This window comes from Mesorhizobium sp. M0062, from assembly GCF_040323125.1.
Taxonomy (GTDB): domain Bacteria; phylum Pseudomonadota; class Alphaproteobacteria; order Rhizobiales; family Rhizobiaceae; genus Mesorhizobium.
In genome coordinates this window covers 1-18912 of sequence record NZ_JAMYUO010000013.1, presented here as the reverse complement: position 1 = coordinate 18912, position 18912 = coordinate 1, and the positions used below count along the sequence as shown (strand labels likewise).

General features: G+C 62.5%; 17 protein-coding genes. 7 read left to right on the top strand and 10 right to left on the bottom strand.

The window, feature by feature from the left end; translation table 11 throughout:
• Positions 1-75: 75 nt before the first annotated feature.
• The 10 genes from NKJ64_RS16875 to NKJ64_RS16830 form a co-directional block, all read right to left on the bottom strand.
• Positions 76-744, bottom strand: coding sequence for a 4'-phosphopantetheinyl transferase family protein (locus tag NKJ64_RS16875; RefSeq protein ID WP_352462997.1), 669 nt, complete (start codon positions 742-744; stop codon positions 76-78).
• A complete protein-coding gene (locus tag NKJ64_RS16870) occupies positions 741-1043 on the bottom strand; it encodes a GNAT family N-acetyltransferase (RefSeq protein WP_352462996.1) in 303 nt (100 codons plus the stop codon). Before NKJ64_RS16870 ends, NKJ64_RS16875 begins: the two co-directional genes overlap by 4 nt.
• Positions 1013-1198, bottom strand: coding sequence for a hypothetical protein (locus NKJ64_RS16865; RefSeq protein WP_352462995.1), 186 nt, complete (start codon positions 1196-1198; stop codon positions 1013-1015). Before NKJ64_RS16865 ends, NKJ64_RS16870 begins: the two co-directional genes overlap by 31 nt.
• Positions 1198-5286, bottom strand: a complete 4089-nt coding sequence (locus NKJ64_RS16860; RefSeq protein WP_352462994.1) for a Pls/PosA family non-ribosomal peptide synthetase — start codon at positions 5284-5286, stop codon at positions 1198-1200. The genes NKJ64_RS16865 and NKJ64_RS16860 overlap by 1 nt, the downstream gene beginning before the upstream one ends.
• Before the next feature lie 300 nt (positions 5287-5586).
• Positions 5587-6777: an arabinose transporter gene (locus NKJ64_RS16855; protein ID WP_352462993.1), complete on the bottom strand. Its 1191-nt coding sequence runs from the start codon at positions 6775-6777 to the stop codon at positions 5587-5589.
• A gap of 20 nt (positions 6778-6797) precedes the next feature.
• Positions 6798-7226 carry a lipocalin-like domain-containing protein gene (locus NKJ64_RS16850; RefSeq protein WP_352462992.1) on the bottom strand — a complete coding sequence of 143 codons (429 nt, stop codon included), beginning with the start codon at positions 7224-7226 and terminating at the stop codon, positions 6798-6800.
• A 64-nt stretch (positions 7227-7290) separates the two neighbouring features.
• On the bottom strand, positions 7291-8307 hold the full coding sequence (locus NKJ64_RS16845; RefSeq protein WP_352462991.1) for a zinc-dependent alcohol dehydrogenase family protein: 1017 nt from the start codon (positions 8305-8307) through the stop codon (positions 7291-7293).
• A 25-nt stretch (positions 8308-8332) separates the two neighbouring features.
• Entirely contained in the window at positions 8333-8728 is a 396-nt protein-coding gene (locus NKJ64_RS16840) for a (R)-mandelonitrile lyase (RefSeq protein ID WP_352462990.1), read from the bottom strand.
• 19 nt (positions 8729-8747) lie between these two features.
• The gene (locus NKJ64_RS16835) at positions 8748-9218 is read right to left on the bottom strand and encodes a cyclophilin-like fold protein (protein ID WP_352462989.1); all 471 of its coding nucleotides are present in this window, start codon (positions 9216-9218) and stop codon (positions 8748-8750) included.
• Entirely contained in the window at positions 9215-10405 is a 1191-nt protein-coding gene (locus NKJ64_RS16830; RefSeq protein WP_352462988.1) for an MFS transporter, read from the bottom strand. The genes NKJ64_RS16835 and NKJ64_RS16830 overlap by 4 nt, the downstream gene beginning before the upstream one ends.
• Positions 10406-10567: 162 nt before the next feature.
• On the opposite strand from NKJ64_RS16830, the gene NKJ64_RS16825 reads away from it, so the two are divergent.
• From NKJ64_RS16825 to NKJ64_RS16795, 7 genes are all read left to right on the top strand, one after another.
• Entirely contained in the window at positions 10568-11446 is an 879-nt protein-coding gene (locus NKJ64_RS16825; RefSeq protein ID WP_502902873.1) for a LysR family transcriptional regulator, read from the top strand.
• 412 nt (positions 11447-11858) lie between these two features.
• Positions 11859-13283: a dGTP triphosphohydrolase gene (gene dgt / locus NKJ64_RS16820; RefSeq protein ID WP_352462986.1), complete on the top strand. Its 1425-nt coding sequence runs from the start codon at positions 11859-11861 to the stop codon at positions 13281-13283.
• A complete protein-coding gene (locus NKJ64_RS16815) occupies positions 13280-14101 on the top strand; it encodes a hypothetical protein (protein ID WP_352462985.1) in 822 nt (273 codons plus the stop codon). Before dgt ends, NKJ64_RS16815 begins: the two co-directional genes overlap by 4 nt.
• A 137-nt stretch (positions 14102-14238) precedes the next feature.
• Positions 14239-14892 carry a hypothetical protein gene (locus NKJ64_RS16810; RefSeq protein WP_352462984.1) on the top strand — a complete coding sequence of 218 codons (654 nt, stop codon included), beginning with the start codon at positions 14239-14241 and terminating at the stop codon, positions 14890-14892.
• Between the two features lies 1 nt (position 14893).
• Complete coding sequence (locus NKJ64_RS16805) at positions 14894-15979, top strand: ImmA/IrrE family metallo-endopeptidase (RefSeq protein WP_352462983.1); 1086 nt, start codon at positions 14894-14896, stop codon at positions 15977-15979.
• Positions 15980-16425: 446 nt separating this feature from the next.
• Positions 16426-17484 (top strand): LacI family DNA-binding transcriptional regulator, encoded by a 1059-nt coding sequence (locus NKJ64_RS16800; protein ID WP_352462982.1) that lies wholly within the window; start codon positions 16426-16428, stop codon positions 17482-17484.
• 69 nt (positions 17485-17553) lie between these two features.
• Positions 17554-18792 carry an ABC transporter substrate-binding protein gene (locus NKJ64_RS16795; RefSeq protein ID WP_023715223.1) on the top strand — a complete coding sequence of 413 codons (1239 nt, stop codon included), beginning with the start codon at positions 17554-17556 and terminating at the stop codon, positions 18790-18792.
• Positions 18793-18912: the final 120 nt, after the last annotated feature.

Sequence of the window (18912 nt, the reverse complement as noted above, 5' to 3'; positions counted from 1 at the left end):
AGCCTTTTGCGACCGCTCTGCGAAAAAAAGCGCTTTGTTGAGCAGGCGTTGCTGTCGGGCGCTGGCCCATCCCGCTTAAAGGGGGGCGCTTCGGACACCATCGACAAACGCCAGAACGACCACACACGGAGCAACGCAGTAAACCAGTCTCGCTCTGCGGCCCGTCTTCGTCACAGCGTCGCTTGCGTCGAGATCGACGGTGATGTCCTCATAGCCCAGCACTTCGCCATCAAGCGGGTAGGCGGCCTTGTAGACAGCTTCCTTGGCGGCAAAAAGGATGCGACCGGCAAGATACGGGTCGGTTGCGTCGATCCGGTCAGCGGGGACTGCAACCAGCGCGAAGATGTCGTCGGGCAGGGGCAAAGCGGGCTCGATATCGATGCCGAGCGAGGCGACGTGGGAGAGCGGCGCGACGGCCGCCACGGCTATCTCGTCGTCGTGAGCCAGCGACCCCGTTACTCCATGAGGCCATACCGGTGCGCCGGAGGAGCCGCGGAGGATAGCGACGTCGTTCAAGCCCATATCCGCCAGCAGCTCGTGCGCGATCCACCGCGCCGCGCCACTCGCCCGCCGCATCAGCGGCAGGCGTGACGGGATGGAGCGTGCTTCCTGCGGCAGCAAATGGTTCTCATCGCCTTCGCGGATCGTGCGGCATCCGATCCGAACGCCGGCCGGTGCCATGGCGGCCATCGCCGCCAGCAACTGCGCCGACAGGCTGGCACCGGCATCGAGCTGGCGCGTCATGGCTGTTCGCCCCGCAGAGCGAGGTCGGCGATCATTTCCCCGTCCTCGTCGGGCCCTTCTTCGACGAAACCGGCAGCGCGATAGAGGCGGCGTGCCGCTTCATTCCCAGGTTCGTAGCAGATCAAAACGTGGCTGATGTGGCCGAGCCGCATGATTTCATCCAGCACTTCGCGCAAAGCGGCCTTGCCGTAGCCTTGGCCCTGATGGACGCGATCGATCATGAAGCGGTAGATCCGCGCCTCGTCGTCGTCCTGCGGCGCCTCGTACATCAGGAAACCGACGATGCGATCCCCTGCCATGACGACCGCGCACGAGCGTCCCCGTCGGTTTCGGCTTCGTCCAGCGACTCCGCATTGCTGGCGACGAAATCCATCTGATCCGCAGCCAGTTCCAGAGCCGCGACCAGGGCCCGGTTGGCCCCGGTCACCGAAACGAGGCGGATGTCTGCGCTCATCAAGCCGTTGCCTTGACGCTATCCTCCGGCACCGGCGTGACGAAGCGATGCAGCTTGGCCGGGTTGCCCCGCCAGATCGAGTTGGGCTCCAGCTCTTCGCCCTTCATCACGAAGGAGTCCGCATCGACCATCGAGCCTTTGCCCATCACCACGCCGTAGTGGACAAAGGCGGAAGGCCCGAGCGTGCAGCCATCGCCGATGCGGATGAAATCGGACTTGAACGCGCCTTCTTCCAGCGAATGGGCCTGGATCACGCAGCCCTCGTTGAGCGTGACGTCGTCGCCGATCTCGACCAGCGAACGCTCGGTCAAATTGCTGCCGCCGTCATAGACCCGGTTGCCGACCTTGACGCCCAACAGGCGCAGGATCATGGGCCGGAACGGCGTGCCGGCAAACAGGCGCACGATCGGCGAATCCGCCAGCTTCCAGTGGCGTTCGTGGCGCCAGAAGGCGACGTCGTAGATCGTCGTCATCTGCGGCTTCAGCCGTCCAAAGCCAAGGCTTGCCCGCTCGACCAGAATGTAGAACGGAATGGTGATCGCCGAGGTCAAGATGACGGCGGCGAACAGCGCCACCTCCGCCCATTCCGTATAGTAGTTCAGCGCCCGGTCCCAGATCGCCAGCGTGACGAACAGCATGACCCATTGCGTTGCCAGGAACAGAAGAATGGTCACCAGGTTGTGGCGGTTCTTGAACGGGATGCGCCGGCGCCGGTCTGCCTCGTCGACGCCCGCGATAAGCTCCTTGTCGCGGTTCACCATGCGCGGGATTTCAAAGGCGGGCGAACCGAGAAGGCCGACATTCTCGCGCAACGGCCCGTCGATGGGGATCATCACCTTGGTGCCGAGCAGGACGTTGTCGCCCGTGCGGCCGTCCGGCGGATAATAGATGTTGTTGCCGAGATAGTTGCGCTCGCCGATGCGCGTCGGCTCGAGCCTGAAGGCCGAGGCGGACTTGTGCATGTTGATCATGAACAGCCCGTCCGACACCATGGTCTCGGTGCCGATCTCGCACAGAAGCGGGTTTTCGTGCTGCTGGTTGGAGCCGAAATTGGAACCGGTCTGCACCACTCTGTTGAGGTTCCAGCCGATGGCGCGCATGTAGTGCACGATCGCCGAGCTGTCGCCGGCCAGGAGCCCGAGCACGCGGGAATTGCTGGCGAATTCGGCGACGGTCTGCAGCCAGTAGCGGAAACCGTAAAGCGTGTAGGTGCGGCCCGGCTTCAAGATCAGGCTCGTCAGGCGCGGCACCAGCGTCGCTGCCAGGAAAGCCGCCGCGATATAGCCGAAAAGCGTGACCGTGGTGCCGATTGCGACAAGGCCGATCGTCTCCTGATAGTCGTCGCCGACATATTCCCAGTAGCTGTGGAACAGGAGCGGCAGCGGGGTGACGAGGCCAAACAGGCCGACCAGCTGCAGCGCTTCATAGAGGAAGCGCCGGACCTGGTAAGGATTGACATTGCGCACCTTGCAATAGTCCGCCGTGGTCGGCACCGCCGGCGATCCATGCCAGTGCTCGCCGTCGGGAATGCTTTGCCCGCGATGCAGCGAGGACGAATGGCCGAGCTGGGCGCCGTTGCCGATCCTGGTGTCGATGTCGAGCGTGGAGCCGACGCCGACGAAGGCATCGCGGCCGATGGTCAGCGGCCCGGTGTGGATATAACCGGACTGGGCCCTGAAGCCGAGGATCATCGATTCCTTGCGCAGGATGGTGTTGGCGCCGATGGAAATAAGATCCGTGCAGACGGGCACGGACTTCGATTCGATGACGGCGTTTTTCCCGAGTTTGGTGCCGAGCAGCTGCAGATAGAGGCTGTAGAGCGGGCTGCCGCGGAACAGCACGACGGGTGCGGTGCGGATCAACGTCTTGACCACCCAGAAGCGGAAGTAGCGCACGCCCCAGATCGGAAACGCCTCGGCCTTCCAGCGGCCGATGAGCACCCATTTCGCCAGGACTGCAAAGCCCGACATGCCGAAGAACACGGCGGCCGAGAGCGCCACGCACCGGATATAGAGCTGCAGCGGATCGTCGAGCGCGTCATACATCCAGTTGAGGCCGTCATTGATCGCCCAGAGCGCCACGTAGCTGTAGAGGCCGTAGAACGAAAGCTGCGCCGCGCCGCAGGTCCAGTAGGCGAAATTCGAGGCCCGGCGGGTGAGGACCGGCTCGTTGGTTGCCGTCGTCATCTCCTCCGCTACCCCCAGATGCAGCGCCAGGCGCGCCACTGTGGGATAGAGATAGATGTCGCGCATCGACGTCGTCGCCCATTCCTTCCTGGTGCGCACGCGCGCGCAGAAATGCGCCATCAGCAAGGAGTTGGCGCCGAGATCGTCGAAGAAGTGATCCTCGACCGACACCGCGTCGAATTTCAGCACCGTGGCCAGCGCTTCCGCCAGGAATCGCTCGTCCTCATTGCCGGGCGGCACCATCGTGCGATCGGCCGAAAGCCGGACGCTCGTCGGCTTCGGCAGTTGGCGCAGGTCTACCTTGTTGGAGACGGTCATCGGGATGGCGGGCAGCTCCTCCAGATAGGCGGGCACCATATAGTCCGGCAGCCGCCGCTTCATCGTCTGGGCGAGATCCCCTCGGGAAATCGCCGCTACGCCGGTTTTAAGCGCGTAATAGGCAACCAGTTCGACGCGGCCGGGCTCGATCTCCCAGGTGGTGACGGCGGCCTGCGCGATCTCGGGCTGGTCGAGCAGCACCGCCTCGATCTCGCCGAGCTCGATGCGATATCCGCGAATCTTCACCTGCGTGTCGATGCGCCCGGCATACTCGATCTCGCCGCTATCGTTGATCCGGCCAAGATCGCCGGTGCGGTAGATGCGCTGCGAGGGGTTGTTCGGCAGGCCGACGAAATCGGCGATGAATTTCTGGTCGGTCAGGTCCGGCCGGTTCAGATAACCGACGGCGAGCCCGATGCCGGCAATGCCGATCTCGCCCAGTTCACCGGGCTCGGCAAGTTGCGGCAGCGAAGCGTCGAGAATGACGATCGAGTAAGTCGGCAACGGCGCCCCGATCGTGACGGGACGGTCCGGCGTCAGCGCCCCCATCGTTGCGGTGACGGTCGCCTCGGTCGGCCCGTAGGTGTTGAGGATCTGCCGGCCCGGCTTCGACCAGCGCACCACCAGATTGTGCGGGCAGGCCTCGCCGCCCACCAGAAGTGTGCGCAGGCTGGGAACGTCCGATGTCATCGATGACAACAATGTCGGGCTGCAGGCCATGCAGGTGATGTCATGGAGGCGCAGGAAATCCGCCAGTTCCTCGCCCACCAGCGGCATCTGGCCAGGTGCCGGCACCACCGTCGCGCCGGCGACGAACGGCACCCAGATCTCTTCGGAGGAAAAGTCGAAGGCAATGGTCATGCCCTGATAGACCCGGTCGCCCGGCCGGTAGCCATAGGAGGCGGCCGCGACGTGTATGAAATTGACGAAACTCTGGTGCGTGATGACCACGCCCTTGGGCTTGCCGGTGGTGCCCGAGGTATAGAGGATGTAGCAAATGTCGTCGGTCGCCTGCTGCTTCAGCGGCGCGGGCGACTGTGCGGAGATTTCGGCGGCGGCGCTGTCGATCAGCACATGGGGAACGGGCAGTTGACCGGCGCGCGACGCATAGGCGGCGATGGTGACGATCATGCTGACGGCGGCGTCTTCGATGATCAGCGCCATCCGCTCCTGCGGAAACGCGGTGGCTAGCGGCACGAAGGCAGCCCCCGCCTTCATCACCGCCAGCAACGCCACATAGGTCTCCGCCGACCGGTCGAGAATGAGCCCGACCCGGTGGCCCGGCCGCACGCCGTGCTTGATCAGCATGCGGGCGCACTGGTTGGCACGGCTGTTCAGCTCCTGATACGTCCAGACGCGCCCGTCGGAGATCACCGCCGGCAACGCGGCGAAGGTGACGGCGAGCTGCTCGAAGACCGCATCGAGCCGCTTACCCGGCTGCCGGGCAAAGTCGGCGCCCGTCAGGACCTGGCCGTCCCTTGCCGGGCCGCGAGCGATCCTTGCCAGCGCATCGATGCTTGCCAGGCTGCCGATCGCCGTTGCCGCGTCGCTGTCCAGTTCGGCGATATCGTAGTCCATGTCCATACTTTCTCGTCCTCGCCGGGCATTGCCCGGCTGTTCATGCCGCCGCTGGAGGAGGCACTGCGCCGCCGCTGCGATTTTGTTGGTGGAGGGCTTCCAAAAAGGAAGAACCCGGAATCCGGGAAGCTTATGCCACCCGATCTTTTCGCCGGTTTTTCCGAACTGTTGAATTTTGTTTCTGGAGTGTGTCTGGGCGGGGATTTGCCGGGCCTCGTTGACCCTTGCGGGGCAGGGGTTCAGCCTCAGTGGCGACCCGGAAAGAGACTATGAGCGAACCTCATGCGGACGGCGCCGGCGAGCTGTCTATAATGGAGCGCTACGGCGACCCAGCAGCAGAGCGATGCCCAACGCCGGAAGCGTCGCCGCCGCGACGGCGAAGAAGACGAATTGCAGCCCGGTCGACGCAGCGACCAGGCCGAGCGCCGGACTGCCGAAGCCGAGCGCCACGTCGAGGAAGACGGTGTAGAGTCCCATGGCCAGGCCGCGGCTGCGCGACGGAAGACGGCTTACGGCCTCGGCGCCGAGGCCGGGATAGACCAGCGAGTAGCCGAGGCCAGTCAGGCCCGCTCCGATCGCGGCGACAACAGGCCCGGTCGCAAGCCAGATCAGCATCAGCCCTGCCGCCTCGACCACAACGAAGATCACAGCGACGCGTGCGCCCCCAAGCCTGTCGGGCAGGTGGCCGAAGCACAGCCTTGCCACGATCAGCGACGCGGCATAGGCCGTGAACGGAAGCCATACCGGCTGCCAGCCCCGCTCGGCGAAGAGCAGGGCGCCGAAGCCCAGAATAGCACCATAGCCGAGGCTGCTGAAAGCAGCTCCGACGCCAGGAAGCCAGACCGCTTTCGCCACGCTCCTCCATGACTGCGGCACGCTGCCCGCGGCGGCGCCGGTGCCGCGCATCGGCAGGATGGCAAGCAGCGTCGCCAGCGGCAGGAGGATCGTCGCGAGCGCGATCGCGGTGAAACCGCTCGCTACATAAAGCGCAGATCCGACCGGCGCCCCCAGCGCGAGCGCCGCAAACATCGCCGTGCCCACCCAGGCTATGACTTTTCCGGAGTTCTGTCCGCCCGCACCGGAGAGGCCCCAGGCGACGCCGCCGGTGATGATGAAGCTCTCGGACGCGCCCAGTACCGCCCGTCCGGCGAACAGCGCCGATGCGGACGCTACCGGCCGGTCGAGCAATGCCAGTGAGCCGAGGTAAAATGACCCGGCCAGGGCAGCGGCAATGAGGCCGAGGACGACGGCCAGCTTGCCCCCGCGCCCATCTGCATAGTTGCCAGCCCCGATGCGCGACAGCATCGAGGCGACGAACTGGCTGCCCGTCACCAGTCCCACTGCGAAGGGGCCGAAGCCAAGCTGCTGGTGAAGATGCAGCGGCAGGACGGGTAGCGCCAGGCCGATCAGCAGGAAGCCGGCGAAGACGGCCGCCATGATCGGTACCAGCTCCGCCATGACGCCATTTCGGTCTGACATCCGCGCCATTTTGGCCATCGGTAACCCAACTGTTCGGATCAGTAGCGTTCGTAGGTTACGCGCCAGCCTTCGGCCGGGTTGTCCGGCGTGAGGACCAGTTTGTTGTCCGAGACCTCGAATTTGCGTTTCATGCTCTTGCCGACAAGGTTACGGACCAGGGAGGACTCGATGGTGATGACGAAGGTCTTGTCCTGGTCGTTGATGGCGACCGGCCCGTAATAGGCTTCGTAGCCATTCGCCGTGTAAGGCGTGTCCGGCGCCTTGGGGTCGGGGTTCTGCGCCTGCACAGAGAGGGTGCCGGCCCCGGTGAAGATGACCTGGCCGGAATAGGACACGGGCTTGAGGTTTCCCTCGGCGCCGGCCTCGAGCGAAATCATGCGCCATGCGCCGATGATCGCGGACTCTTGCGAGAAAGCCGGCGTGGCGACCGAAAGCGCAAGCGCAAGGGCGGCAATTTTCAATCTCATAGTCATATGTCGTTGTTCCTTTTCTGAGTTGTGGGAGCGCACAGGCCGTCCGCCCGATCTTTGCTCACACCGAAAGCATGACCTTGATGGCGCGACGCTCGTCCATGGCGCGATAGCCTTCAGCAACCTCGGCCAGCGGCAGCTTGAGGTCGAAGACCTTGCCGGGCTTGATCCGACCTTGCAGCACACGGTCCATCAGGTCGGGCAGGAAGCGGCGCACCGGCGCCGGGCCGCCCAGCATGCGTTTCTGGCCGAAGAATAGCTTTTGGCCGTCGAAGTTCACGCCATGCGGCACGCCGACATAGCCGATGGTGCCGCCGGGGCGGGAGCAGGCCAGCGCCTGGTCGAAGGATTCTCCCGTGCCGACGCATTCCAGGACGGAGTCCGCGCCGACGCCCTTGGTGAGTTCCTTGATGCGGGCCACGCCTTCCTCGCCGCGCTCAGCGACGATGTCGGTGGCGCCGAACTCACGGGCGAGTTTTTGGCGGCTGGCGTGCCGGCTCATGGCGATGATGCGCTCGGCGCCCATCTCCTTGGCCGCAAGCACGCCCATCAGGCCGACCGCACCGTCGCCGACCACCACCACCGTCGATCCTTCGCGGACCTCGGCTGCGTCGGCCGCATACCAGCCGGTGCCGAGCACATCGGACACCGCCAGCAGGTCAGGGATGAGGTCGGCCGGCGGCACCTCGGCGGTGGCGACCAGTGTGCCATCGGCCAACGGTACGCGAGCGTAAGGCGCCTGCGCGCCCGACATGAACTCGCGCTGCACGCAAGACGACTGGAAGCCGAAGCGGCAATGCGGGCAGGTGTTGTCCGAGAGGCAGAATGACCCGACGACGAACTGGCCGGGGCGGACCGTGCGCACCTCTGCGCCGACCTCGACGACGATGCCGCAATATTCGTGGCCCATATGCATCGGCCCGGCGACCGGCTGCAGCCCGCGATAGGGCCACAGGTCCGAGCCGCAGATGCAGCTTGCCGACAGCTTGATGATGGCGTCCGTCGGCCGCATGATTTTCGGATCGGCGATTTCCTCGCAGCGGATGTCGCCCGGGTTGTGAAGAACGGTTGCAAGCATGTTGGTTCCTTTCGAGGCGAGAAGATCAGCCGCCGTAGTCGGCGTCGCTGACATGTTCCAGCCAGTCCACGACCTTGCCGTCCTTGACCTCCTGGAGGGCAATGTGGGTCATGGCGGTCTGAGGCGATGCGCCGTGCCAGTGTTTTTCGCCGGGCGCGAACCAGACGACGTCGCCCGGACGGATTTCCTCGACCGGGCCACCCTCGCGCTGAACGCGGCCGAGGCCGGAGACGACGATCAGCGTCTGGCCGAGCGGATGCGTGTGCCAGGCGGTGCGGGCGCCGGGCTCGAAGGTCACCTGTGCGCCTTGAACCCGCTCGGCGTCGAAGGGATTGAAGAGCGGATCGATCCGCACCGTTCCGGTGAACCAGTCAGGCGGTCCCTTGCCGGAAGGCCTGGTGCCGGCGCGAAGAATGTCCATGGTGATCTCCTTTGCGTCCTCAAATGCGTTCGATGCGAAGCGGGAATTTGCCGCGAATGTGCAGGGCCTGCTCGCCCTCGTCGAAGCGGCCAAGCCTGATCAGCCCGGGATGGCGGTAGTCGGCGTAGAACATGGCCAGGTTGCCCCAGGGCATGAAATAGCACAGGTCATAGGGCTGCTCGTCGGCGAACGGACCGCTTCCCTCCTCGGTCAGCTTGCGCGGCAGATAGGCGATCTTCTCGTTGTGGGCGTAGTCCTCGATCTCGACGTCGAGCGGCAGCATGGAGAAGAAGTCGCGCGCCGACGGATTGTCGTAGAGCGTGGCGGTCATGGTGCGGCCGTTGAAAACCATCCTGATCTTGATGTCGGTGGGCTCCTGGCTGACGGGAGATTGGTCTTCCTGGCTGGCGGCTGTGCGAGGCAGGGCCGCCGCCGCGAACGCGGCGCCGAGCAATGTCCGGCGGCTGAGCGGCGCATGTTCGTTCGTCACGGCAAAGACCTCCGGGCCATATGCGCTGCGGCAAGGGCGGCGAGCGCCGATCCGCAGAGCAGCACCGCGCCCAGAGTGAACGGTCCCCACCAGCCCACCGTATCGAACAGCGTGCCGCCGATCGCGGCGCCGCCGGTGATGGCGAGCTGGATGACGGTTACCTGCAACCCGCCGCCGGCCTCCGCGTCGTTCGGCAACGTTCGGCTGAGCCACGTGCCCCAACCGACCGGCGCGGCCATGCCGAAGAAGCCCCAGGCAACGAGCAGCAGCGCTGTGGGACCCGGGAGTGCACCGAAGGCGATGAGCGCGGCGGCCAGCGCAGCCATGACCAGCGGGATGACGGTGAGGATGCTGAACAGACGCGTGCGCAAAAGCCGGCCGACGCACCATGTGCCGAGCACCCCGGCCAGCCCCATCGCCAGCAGGACCGCCGAGAGGGCGGCGATATCGAGCCGGGTGACGTTCTCGAGGAAGGGCCGCAGATAGGTGAAGAGCGCGAACTGACCCATGAACAGCATCATGATCGACGCCATGCCGGTGGCGATGCGAAGACGGCCGAGCAGCGCCAGCGGGTTGCCGGCACGATTCCTGCGGCGCGGCGGCAGCGGCGGCAGGCTTGTCCATTGCCAGGCCAGCGCCAGGAGACCAAACGGCACGACGAGGAAGAAAGCGCCGCGCCAGCCGACATAGGCGCCAAGAAAACTGCCCAGCGGCGCGGCGATGGTGGCCGCAATGGCATTGCCGGCGTTCAGCATGGCGAGACCCTTCGGAACCATGTCTTGCGGCACGAGGCGCATGACGATCGCGTTCGACATCGACCAGAACCCGCCGATCGCGATGCCGAGCAGCGCCCGGCCGACCATGAGCAACGCGTAGTTCGGCGCGAAGGTGACAGCCAGACCGGACACGATGAGGAGGAGGGTGAAGCCGGTCACGACCAGTCGGCGGTCGATGTGGCGCGTGAGGCCGGCGACCAGCAGGCTGGTCACGACGGCGAAAGCGCCCGAAATCGAGATCGCCTGTCCCGCGCGGCCCCCGGTGATGCCGAGATCGGCCGCTAGCGGCGACAGCAGGCTGACCGGCATGAATTCCGACGCGATGAGCACGAAAACACACAGCGCCATCGACAACACCGCGCCCCATGCGGCGCGGTTTTCAACAAGCCTTGTGTCGTATGTGGTTTCCATGATTGGCATCCTGGCAAAGCGCCGGACGGATCAGCCGCAAATTCCCGTCGCTGCCAGAAGATATTGCAGGGGAACCCATTTAAGTAGACTAAGCAATCCGCATGGACTTATCTGCTCATGATATGAATGTCCGACGGGAGGTGCCCTGTGCAGCGCGATGGCATGAAGGATCTGCTCTGGTTCGTGGCGGTCGCCCGGGAGCGCAGCTTCACCAGGGCGGCGGCAAAGCTCGGAACCTCGCAGTCGACCCTGAGTTCGACAATCAAGGAGCTTGAAGCTCGTCTTGGCGTCCGCCTGCTGACGCGTACGACGCGGAGCGTCTCTCCGACCGAGGCCGGCGAGCGACTTTTCCAATCTCTCGTTCCCCGCTTCGAGGAAATCGAATCCGACCTCGCAAGCCTGGTGGCGTTTCGCGACAAGCCCTCCGGAACGGTCCGCATCACCCTGTCCGACCATGCGCTCCAGACGACCGTCTGGCCGAAGCTCCAGCCCTTGCTCAACGACAATCCCGACGTTCGCGTCGAGCTCTACAGCGACAACGGCATGAAGAACATTGTGGAGGAGCGCTTCGACGCAGGCGTGCGGCTTGGCGAGAGCATCGACCGGGATATGATCGCGGTGCGCATCGGGCCGGATTGGAGGCTCGTGGCCGTGGCTTCGCCGGACTACTTTTCCCGCCATCCGGTTCCGACCGCGCCCCAGGACCTGGTCGACCATGACTGCATCAATATGCGGCAGGCGACGTTCGGCGGATTGTATGCCTGGGAATTCGCCAGGGACGGCCGCGACCTTCGTGTGCGGGTGGAAGGCCAACTCACCTTCAATTCGTCCATTCCCATGATCGAGGCTGCGACAAGCGGTTTCGGGATCGCCTATGTCCCGGAAAACCTCGTCAGCCACCACATCGCCGATGGACGCCTCAGGCTCGTGCTTGACGACTGGAGCCCGCCTTTTGCCGGCTATCACCTCTACTATCCAAGCAGGCGACAGCTCTCCCCTGCCATGGCGGTGATCATCGACGCGCTCCGCCATCGCATCTGACCGCAGACTGTTTGGATCATGAAGCTGAGCTTGGTAAATGGCAGACATTGAGGTTGTCGTGACAAATCCCTAGAAGCTGCCTCTTATGTACTGCCGGATGGGATTCTGCTGGATCGCCTTTATTGGCCTGCGGCGTGAGAGAACGACTGCACGTGGTGGATCGCACGGTAGCCGTCTGTCGCGCATTTTCTGGTGCTTTCGTTTCAGCACTCTCGTGAGGCAGAATCCTTGAGGTTTTTTCACACTCATCCGGAACAAATAAAGAACATAAACTCCGTTCAAGGTATACGCTTCGATCGACCAGGCGTTTGCGATTGCTTATGAATCAACATGGTTATGCGGTCCGGAAGGCGCAATTGATTGACGAATCGAGCGCTCAAGCCGAAACCATGGCCGACATGGGGGATGGATAATGGTCGGTCTGAACTGGGATAAGCTGCTCAATCCACAACGCCGCAAGGATAAGGCCAGAGGAAAGAGCGTTGAGCGCTCCGCCAAGACCGCTGAGCATCGTACCGAGCTCGAACGCGACCACGACCGGATCTTGTTCTCTACGCCTGTCAGACGGATGCAGGACAAGACGCAGGTGTTTCCTCTCGATCCGCATGACAGTGTGCGTACGCGCCTGACCCATAGCCATGAAGTCGCCAACATGGCCCGCAGCTTTGGCACGGCCCTTGTCTACGTTTATCCTGACGAATTGAAAATGCCGCAGAGCGTAGTGGCGGAACGGAACGTCCCTGCTTTGCTTGAGGCGATCGGCCTTGCCCACGACCTCGGCAATCCCCCGTTCGGCCATCAAGGCGAGGACGCCATCCAGTCTTGGATGAAGGCAAGAGCTCCGGAGATATTCGAGGGATTGGACGAGGTTGCACTCAGGGAAGACTTTTTACGTTTTGAGGGCAACGCGCAGGCATTCCGGCTCCTGACGCGACTTCAGATCGTAAATGACTCTTTCGGCCTTAACATGACCTATGCCTTCCTAGCGGCGCTCATGAAGTATCCCAGCCCGTCGGATAAGGTGAACAAGAAGGTGCTCGCGCGCAAGAAGTTCAACTACTTCCAGTCCGAAGCCGATATCGCTGGAGAAGTGTGGGCCGAAACGGGCTTGGGTGAAGGAATCCGCCATCCGCTGACTTTCATTATGGAGGCCTGTGATGACATCGCTTATTCCATCGTCGATGTGGAAGATGCTGCCAAGAAGGGCCTAGTGAATTTCGATCGCCTGGCCGGCTTCCTGGAGTTCGAAGGTGCCGGCGATGCATGCATCGAATCGGTACTTGCAAAGGCGAAGGAGCAGCACCACGAATTTCGGACGCAATCATTGTCTGCCGCTGAACTCGACGACATCACCATGCAGATGTTTCGGGTCAACGCTATCGGCGTGATGATCGTGGCTGCGACCAAAGCCTTTGCCGAGAATCTGCCGGCGATGATGATGGGTAATTTCGACAAGGAGCTTATGGCGGCGTCGGACGCAAATCGCTTGTGGTCCCTCCTCAAGAGCTTTGCCGCCAAGCATATCTATCCGCACCGCCAAGTGCTCGAAGTCGAACTGCGGGGCCATCAGACGATCCACGGTCTCATGGATATCTTCTGGGCTGCGATCACCAACCGCAACGACCCGCTCGACATCGGCTCGAAGCGTACCACGCCCTTGCACCAGTACGTCTACTCACGCATTTCGGAGAACTATCGGCGTGTTGCCGAATCTCCCGACAACCGCATGCCTATCCGATATCGTGAGTTGCAACTGATGACGGACATGATGTCCGGCATGACAGATAGCTTCGCGATTTCGATGCTTGACGATTTGCGTAGGCGAGGAGCGGCATGAACATCAGCCATCATCTGCGCGACCGAGGCCTAAGCGACGACATCGCTGAATTCATCAGAGGATCGCAGGGTTCCGAGATCGGCGCGCTGGTCGATATTCTGGGTGGTGCAGGCGATAGCGCGATTTTCGGCGGGCTTCCGCGTGACTTCGCGCGCGAGGGTCGTGATGCGTTCAACTCCGACGTGGACGTTGTCGTCGATGCTTCGCCGGACGTGCTCGATAGCCTACTCCGTGCGCTTGGCGGTCAGCGCAATCGCTTCGGTGGGTATAGGCTCAAATACGGTCGCTTCGAGTTCGACATATGGGCTCTTCAATCAACTTGGGCCGTGAGCCACGGCTACGTGGCAGTGCACTCGCTAGACGATCTCGTGAGGACGACGTTTTTCGACTGTGATGCGGTAATCTTTCACTGCCGAACCCAGGTAATAACGCGTTCGGATCGGTTCTGGACGAGTATCGAGCAGGGCATTGTCGATATTAATCTCGAAGCCAATCCTCATTATATCGGCACGCTGGCCCGCACACTGAAGATATTGCTGGATTGGCGGCAGGATCTTGGCCCCAAGCTCACGAGCTATCTGGCGGAAGGCATGGCCCGCAACAGCGGAGAGATCGTGGACTATGTCGCGCGCAATGGCTTGGGTCGCCGCCTTGCGGCTGGCAGTGATCCGCACGCGGTCATGTCGGAGCTTTATGAGCACGCGGCAATCAGATCGTTCACTGAGGGCTCTCCCCCCTTCAACCATCTCCAGTGCGGACCAGGCGAGGTCGACAGGCAAAATAGTTGCGTGGAGCGGCTCAAAGTCTGGTGGCGTTAACGCTTGTGGGGCAATCATCGTAGCGCTCGAAGGTCCAACGGACCTGGATGGCACGACGGCCTTTAAAACACTGCCACCCCACTGGACTTCATTTTTCTTACCTGCTAGAAGGTGAAAAAAATGAAGTAGGGTCTGTCATGAGCATTATAGCAAGAGCCGCACTCTACCAGCATCCTTTTGACGCTCGCCGTCGTCTAACGGAACTGGGCATCTCTGTTGAGGCCTTGATCAAGGCTGTACAGGCTGGGCACGTGGCCCGGTTGAATTGCACTGACAATGACCCGCCGTTCATACCCGGTACCGAGGCCTGGAGAATGGTAGTGCGCACTCTGCGGGATGAGTTGGTGCCGCTTGGTTGGCGCAAGGACGATCCAAGCAACTACTCATTGGTGATCAACGATTCGAGTGAGATCAACATTGTCGTAGCAAGTGCCGACCACCTCACCTGCAGATGGCCTGGCATGCCAAGAACAAAGTCACTCAAGGGTCTCTTTACGGAGGCGGCCGTGTTGAAGAACAGTGTGGAGGGCGATCTCTTTCCCGATACAGTGAAAGCTGATCTGCTCCGAGCAGTGACCGTCCTTAACTACAAGACGTATATGCTGCTTATAAACATTGATGATGAACAGTGCCGGGCCGAGCTGTCATTGCCGTCAGACTTCGACGACCAAATGGTGACCGATTGGGCTGAACGCATTTTCATCCCCATACCTGGTGTGGACGGCGGCGTACCGCAGAAGATAGATAACACGCCCGATATCGATGTGCCGGTGAAGCGCAAGGCCGCATAAAATGTTCAACAAATCGCGGCTGAAAATAGCTCGTCAGCGTGCCGGGCTGACGATGCGGGAACTTGCGTCCAGAGTTGGTATCGAACCTCGTACTGTGACCGGTTATGAGGCTGGGGAATACCTGCCTAGCGACGACGTAGCTCGGAAATTCGCGCGGGTACTCGGCTTCCCTCTTGAATTCTTCATGGCTGAGGACCTGGACATTCCACTGGTGGAAGGTGTGAGCTTTCGCTCTATGAGCAAGATGACGGCTAGGCAGCGAGACGGAGCGATTGCCGCTGGCGCTGTAGCCTTCCTTCTTTCGGACTGGCTGGACGGAGAGTTTGACCTGCCGGACGCTGACCTGCCGGACATGCGGGAAGAGTTACCGCAGACTGCGGCAGCCGGGCTGCGAGACTATTGGGGCTTGGGCAACAGACCCATTAAGAACATGGCTCATTTGCTTGAGCTGAAAGGTGTTAGAGTCTTCTCCCTTGGGGAAGATGGCAAAGAGGTCGACGCGTACTCGCTGTGGCGGGGGGCGCGGCCTTATGTGTTTTTGAACACCCAAAAATCGGCAGAACGAAGCCGATTCGACGCTGCGCATGAGCTCGGGCACCTCGTGTTGCACAAACATGCTTCGCCAAACGGCCTGGAGGCAGAGAAGCAGGCTAATGAATTTGCCGCCGCCTTCTTGATGCCAGAGGCCCCGCTCCGGGCTGTGGGGCGAGTTTCCGGGCTTCCAAAAGTCGTGCAATTGAAGCAAGAGTGGTCGGTATCGGTTGCTGCTATGGCTTACCGACTCCACGAGATCGGTCTCCTTACCAAATGGAATTACCAGCAGATTTTCGTCGAGATCTCTAGGCGAGGCTGGCGGACTGAAGAGCCTTCGCCAATTCGACGCGAGCAATCCCAGATCTGGCAGAAGGTGCTAAGCGAGGTTCGCCGGGATGAACAGTTGGGATTAGTCGGGTTATCCCAGCTTCTTTCGTTGCCTGAGGCGGAGCTGGCGAAACTGTTGTTTGGTCTAGTGACCGTGGGTGTGCCGTCGGCCCCGCGTACGGAACCAGTTACGCCTCCTCGAGGCCAGCTAAGGCTGGTGAAGTAATCCAAATTGAACCCAGAGTTATTTTCGTGCACCATCTACTGTGCGGAACGCAAATCGTTCGCGCCCAGCGCGATCCAAGTTAACTTTCAGCCGCAGTTCGAACGGCAGCATTGAGATGCCGAAATGTGTCCTCAGACGTTCGACATTGAGGTCGATGCTGAGCGGCAGCTACTCCCGAATAGACACTTCAAACCTACCGGTCCGTTTCCGGCCCGTAGGCGACATCAGAACATTTGCTCGTCAATTGATCGCTCCAGGTGCAAAGAGGTCATAACGAACAGCCGGTGGTCGCCCGCTCATCCTCTTGCCATCCCCAAATTCTAGTCCTAAACTCTCTTTGAGAAAACCTTTTCCCAAAACCATGTAGCGTCTGCCGATCCGATATCGAGGCGCTACAGCCCAGTAAGAGAAAACCTTTTCCCAAACCGAGAACCGACACCCTAGTCATGGCCCCCGACACGTTGCCAGCACCCGCCAAACAACCAGTCACCCTGCGTGAAGTCGCGGCGATGGCTGGCGTCAGTGTGGCCACGGCGTCGAAGGCGCTGAACGGGCAGGGGCGGATGACGGCCGAGACGCGGCAGCGCATTCGCGAGACGGCGCAGCGGCTCGGCTTTCGCCCCAACAGCCTGGCGCAGAGCCTGCTGCGGCGGCGCTCCTTTACCGTCGGGCTGTTGACCAACGATACCTATGGCCGCTTTTCGCTGCCGGTCATGTCCGGCATTTCCGACGCGCTGGTCGATGCCGGCGTGTCGGTGTTCATGTGCAATGTCGAGGACGATCCGCGGCTGGCGCAGCTGCATGTCGAGGCGATGCTGGACAAACGCATCGACGGCATCATCGCCAGCGGCAAGCGCATCGACCGCCATTTGCCGGTCGACCTCGCCAATCTCGGCGTGCCCGTCATCTACGCCTTCAGCCAGCCCGATCCCGATGCCATCGCCTTCGTCTCCGACGATGCCGGCGGCGCGCGGCTGGCGGTCGAGCATTTTTGCCGCCTCGGGCGGCGGCGCATCGCCCATGTCAGCGGTCCCGCCAGTTTTGCCGTGGTGAATGAGCGGGCACAGGCTTTTCGCGATGTGCTGGCCGCGCACGGCCTGCCGGTGACCGAGCCCTTGCTCGGCTCGTGGTCGGAAGCCTGGGGGCATGAAGCCGTCGGAAAGCTGTTCGACGGCCCAATGCTCTTCAACAAGAAGGGGGAGAAACCCGACGCCGTGTTCTGCGGCAACGACCAGATCGCGCGCGGCGTCATCGATGCGCTGCGCGAGCGCGGCTTAGGCGTGCCCGGCGATGTCGGCGTCATCGGCTTCGACAATTGGGAGATCGTGGCCGAGGCGACCCGCCCGCCGCTGACCTCGGTCGACATGAACCTGGCAGCGCTCGGCCGCGAGGCCGGCCTCACACTGCTTTCGCTCGTCGGCGGCCAACCCGCCGCGCCGGGCATTCGAAAACTGCCGTGCCGGCTGGTGGTGCGTCAGTCATGCGGCCGTCCATTGGGCGGCTAGGAGAACGCGCGGCGCCATCTAAGGGAGCGCCGCAACAGGGAGGAGGAGAAAACCATGAGGAGGAAAACCATGAAGACCATGATTACCGGGTTCGCGCTCGCCGCGAGCATCATTGCCTTGCCTGCAATGGCCGCCGACACCGCCAACATCTGGGTTCGCGCCGACGGCTCGAACTTCATGCCGCGCATCGTCGATGCCTTCAACAAGGGTCATGAGAACCAGGTCAAGCTGGACATCATTCCCAATGCCGAGATCATCCCGAAATATGGCGCCGCCGCCGCCGGCGGCACGGCGCCCGACGCGCTGTCGCTCGACCTGATCTATACGCCGTCCTTTGCCGCCGCCGGCCAGCTCGAAGACATCACCGACTGGGCGAAATCGCTGCCCTATTTCGCCAGCCTGTCGCCGGCGCACGTCAAGACCGGCACCTACAAGGACCACATTTACGGGCTGCCGTTCTCGGCCGACGCCTCGGTGCTGATCTGGAACAAGAAACTGTTCAAGCAGGCGGGGCTCGATCCCGACAAGGGGCCGGCCAACTGGGCCGAGATCGAGGCCGATGCCGAAAAGGTCAACGCGCTTGGCGGCGACATCAAGGGCTTCTACTTCTCCGGCAATTGCGGCGGCTGCAACATCTTCACCTTCACGCCGCTGATCTGGGCCTCGGGCGGCGACATCCTCTCCGAGGACGGCTCGAAGGCGACGCTCGACAGCCCGCAGCTGCGCGGCGCCATCGACCTCTACCGCTCGATGGTCAAGAAGGACCTGGTGCCGGCCGGCGCGCAGACCGACACCGGCGCCAATTTCTTTGCCGCCTTCGCCACCGGCAATATCGGCATTTCGCCGTCCGGCGCCTTCGCCATCGGCGCGCTCAACACGCAATATCCGGATATCGACTATGGCGTCACCTTCCTGCCGGGCAAGGACAGCGGCTGGTCTTCGTTTGCCGGCGGCGACAATTTCGTCGTCACCAAGGGCACCAAGAAGCTCGCCGTGGTGAAGGAGTTTCTCGACTTCGCCTATTCGCTGGAGGGCCAGACCATCCTGGCCAAATACGGCAGCCTGCCGGTGCGCGGCGACATCGCCAAGGAGGCGCTGAAAGATCTCGATCCGCGCTACCAGATCGCCGCCGAAGCCATGGCCAAGGGCCGCACGCCCTATTCCGTGGTGTTCAACGACCTGATCAACTCGGCCAACGGTCCGTGGACGCAGATGATCAACGAGGTTGTCTTCGGCGACGACGTCGATGGCGCCATCGCCAATGCACAAGAGACCATGCAGTCGATCATCGACCAGGCGCAGAAATAAGGACTGGCCGGCGGCGAGGGCGCATGACGCCCCTGCCGTCGCAGGTCCTGATCCGGCCGCCCGATCCGTCTCCCTGGACGGGCGGCCGGCGCTCCTTACCCTCCCACTTGTGGGGAGGGT

Bases quoted from the DNA above. Each gene is read 5' to 3' on its own strand.
- NKJ64_RS16875 (WP_352462997.1), bottom strand. From the start codon at position 744: ATGACGCGCCAGCTCGATGCCGGTGCCAGCCTGTCGGCGCAGTTGCTG.
- NKJ64_RS16870 (WP_352462996.1), bottom strand. From the start codon at position 1,043: ATGGCAGGGGATCGCATCGTCGGTTTCCTGATGTACGAGGCGCCGCAG.
- NKJ64_RS16865 (WP_352462995.1), bottom strand. From the start codon at position 1,198: ATGAGCGCAGACATCCGCCTCGTTTCGGTGACCGGGGCCAACCGGGCC.
- NKJ64_RS16860 (WP_352462994.1), bottom strand. From the start codon at position 5,286: ATGGACATGGACTACGATATCGCCGAACTGGACAGCGACGCGGCAACG.
- NKJ64_RS16855 (WP_352462993.1), bottom strand. From the start codon at position 6,777: ATGGCCAAAATGGCGCGGATGTCAGACCGAAATGGCGTCATGGCGGAG.
- NKJ64_RS16850 (WP_352462992.1), bottom strand. From the start codon at position 7,226: ATGAGATTGAAAATTGCCGCCCTTGCGCTTGCGCTTTCGGTCGCCACG.
- NKJ64_RS16845 (WP_352462991.1), bottom strand. From the start codon at position 8,307: ATGCTTGCAACCGTTCTTCACAACCCGGGCGACATCCGCTGCGAGGAA.
- NKJ64_RS16840 (WP_352462990.1), bottom strand. From the start codon at position 8,728: ATGGACATTCTTCGCGCCGGCACCAGGCCTTCCGGCAAGGGACCGCCT.
- NKJ64_RS16830 (WP_352462988.1), bottom strand. From the start codon at position 10,405: ATGGAAACCACATACGACACAAGGCTTGTTGAAAACCGCGCCGCATGG.
- NKJ64_RS16825 (WP_502902873.1), top strand. From the start codon at position 10,568: ATGAAGGATCTGCTCTGGTTCGTGGCGGTCGCCCGGGAGCGCAGCTTC.
- dgt (WP_352462986.1), top strand. From the start codon at position 11,859: ATGGTCGGTCTGAACTGGGATAAGCTGCTCAATCCACAACGCCGCAAG.
- NKJ64_RS16815 (WP_352462985.1), top strand. From the start codon at position 13,280: ATGAACATCAGCCATCATCTGCGCGACCGAGGCCTAAGCGACGACATC.
- NKJ64_RS16810 (WP_352462984.1), top strand. From the start codon at position 14,239: ATGAGCATTATAGCAAGAGCCGCACTCTACCAGCATCCTTTTGACGCT.
- NKJ64_RS16805 (WP_352462983.1), top strand. From the start codon at position 14,894: ATGTTCAACAAATCGCGGCTGAAAATAGCTCGTCAGCGTGCCGGGCTG.
- NKJ64_RS16800 (WP_352462982.1), top strand. From the start codon at position 16,426: ATGGCCCCCGACACGTTGCCAGCACCCGCCAAACAACCAGTCACCCTG.
- NKJ64_RS16795 (WP_023715223.1), top strand. From the start codon at position 17,554: ATGAAGACCATGATTACCGGGTTCGCGCTCGCCGCGAGCATCATTGCC.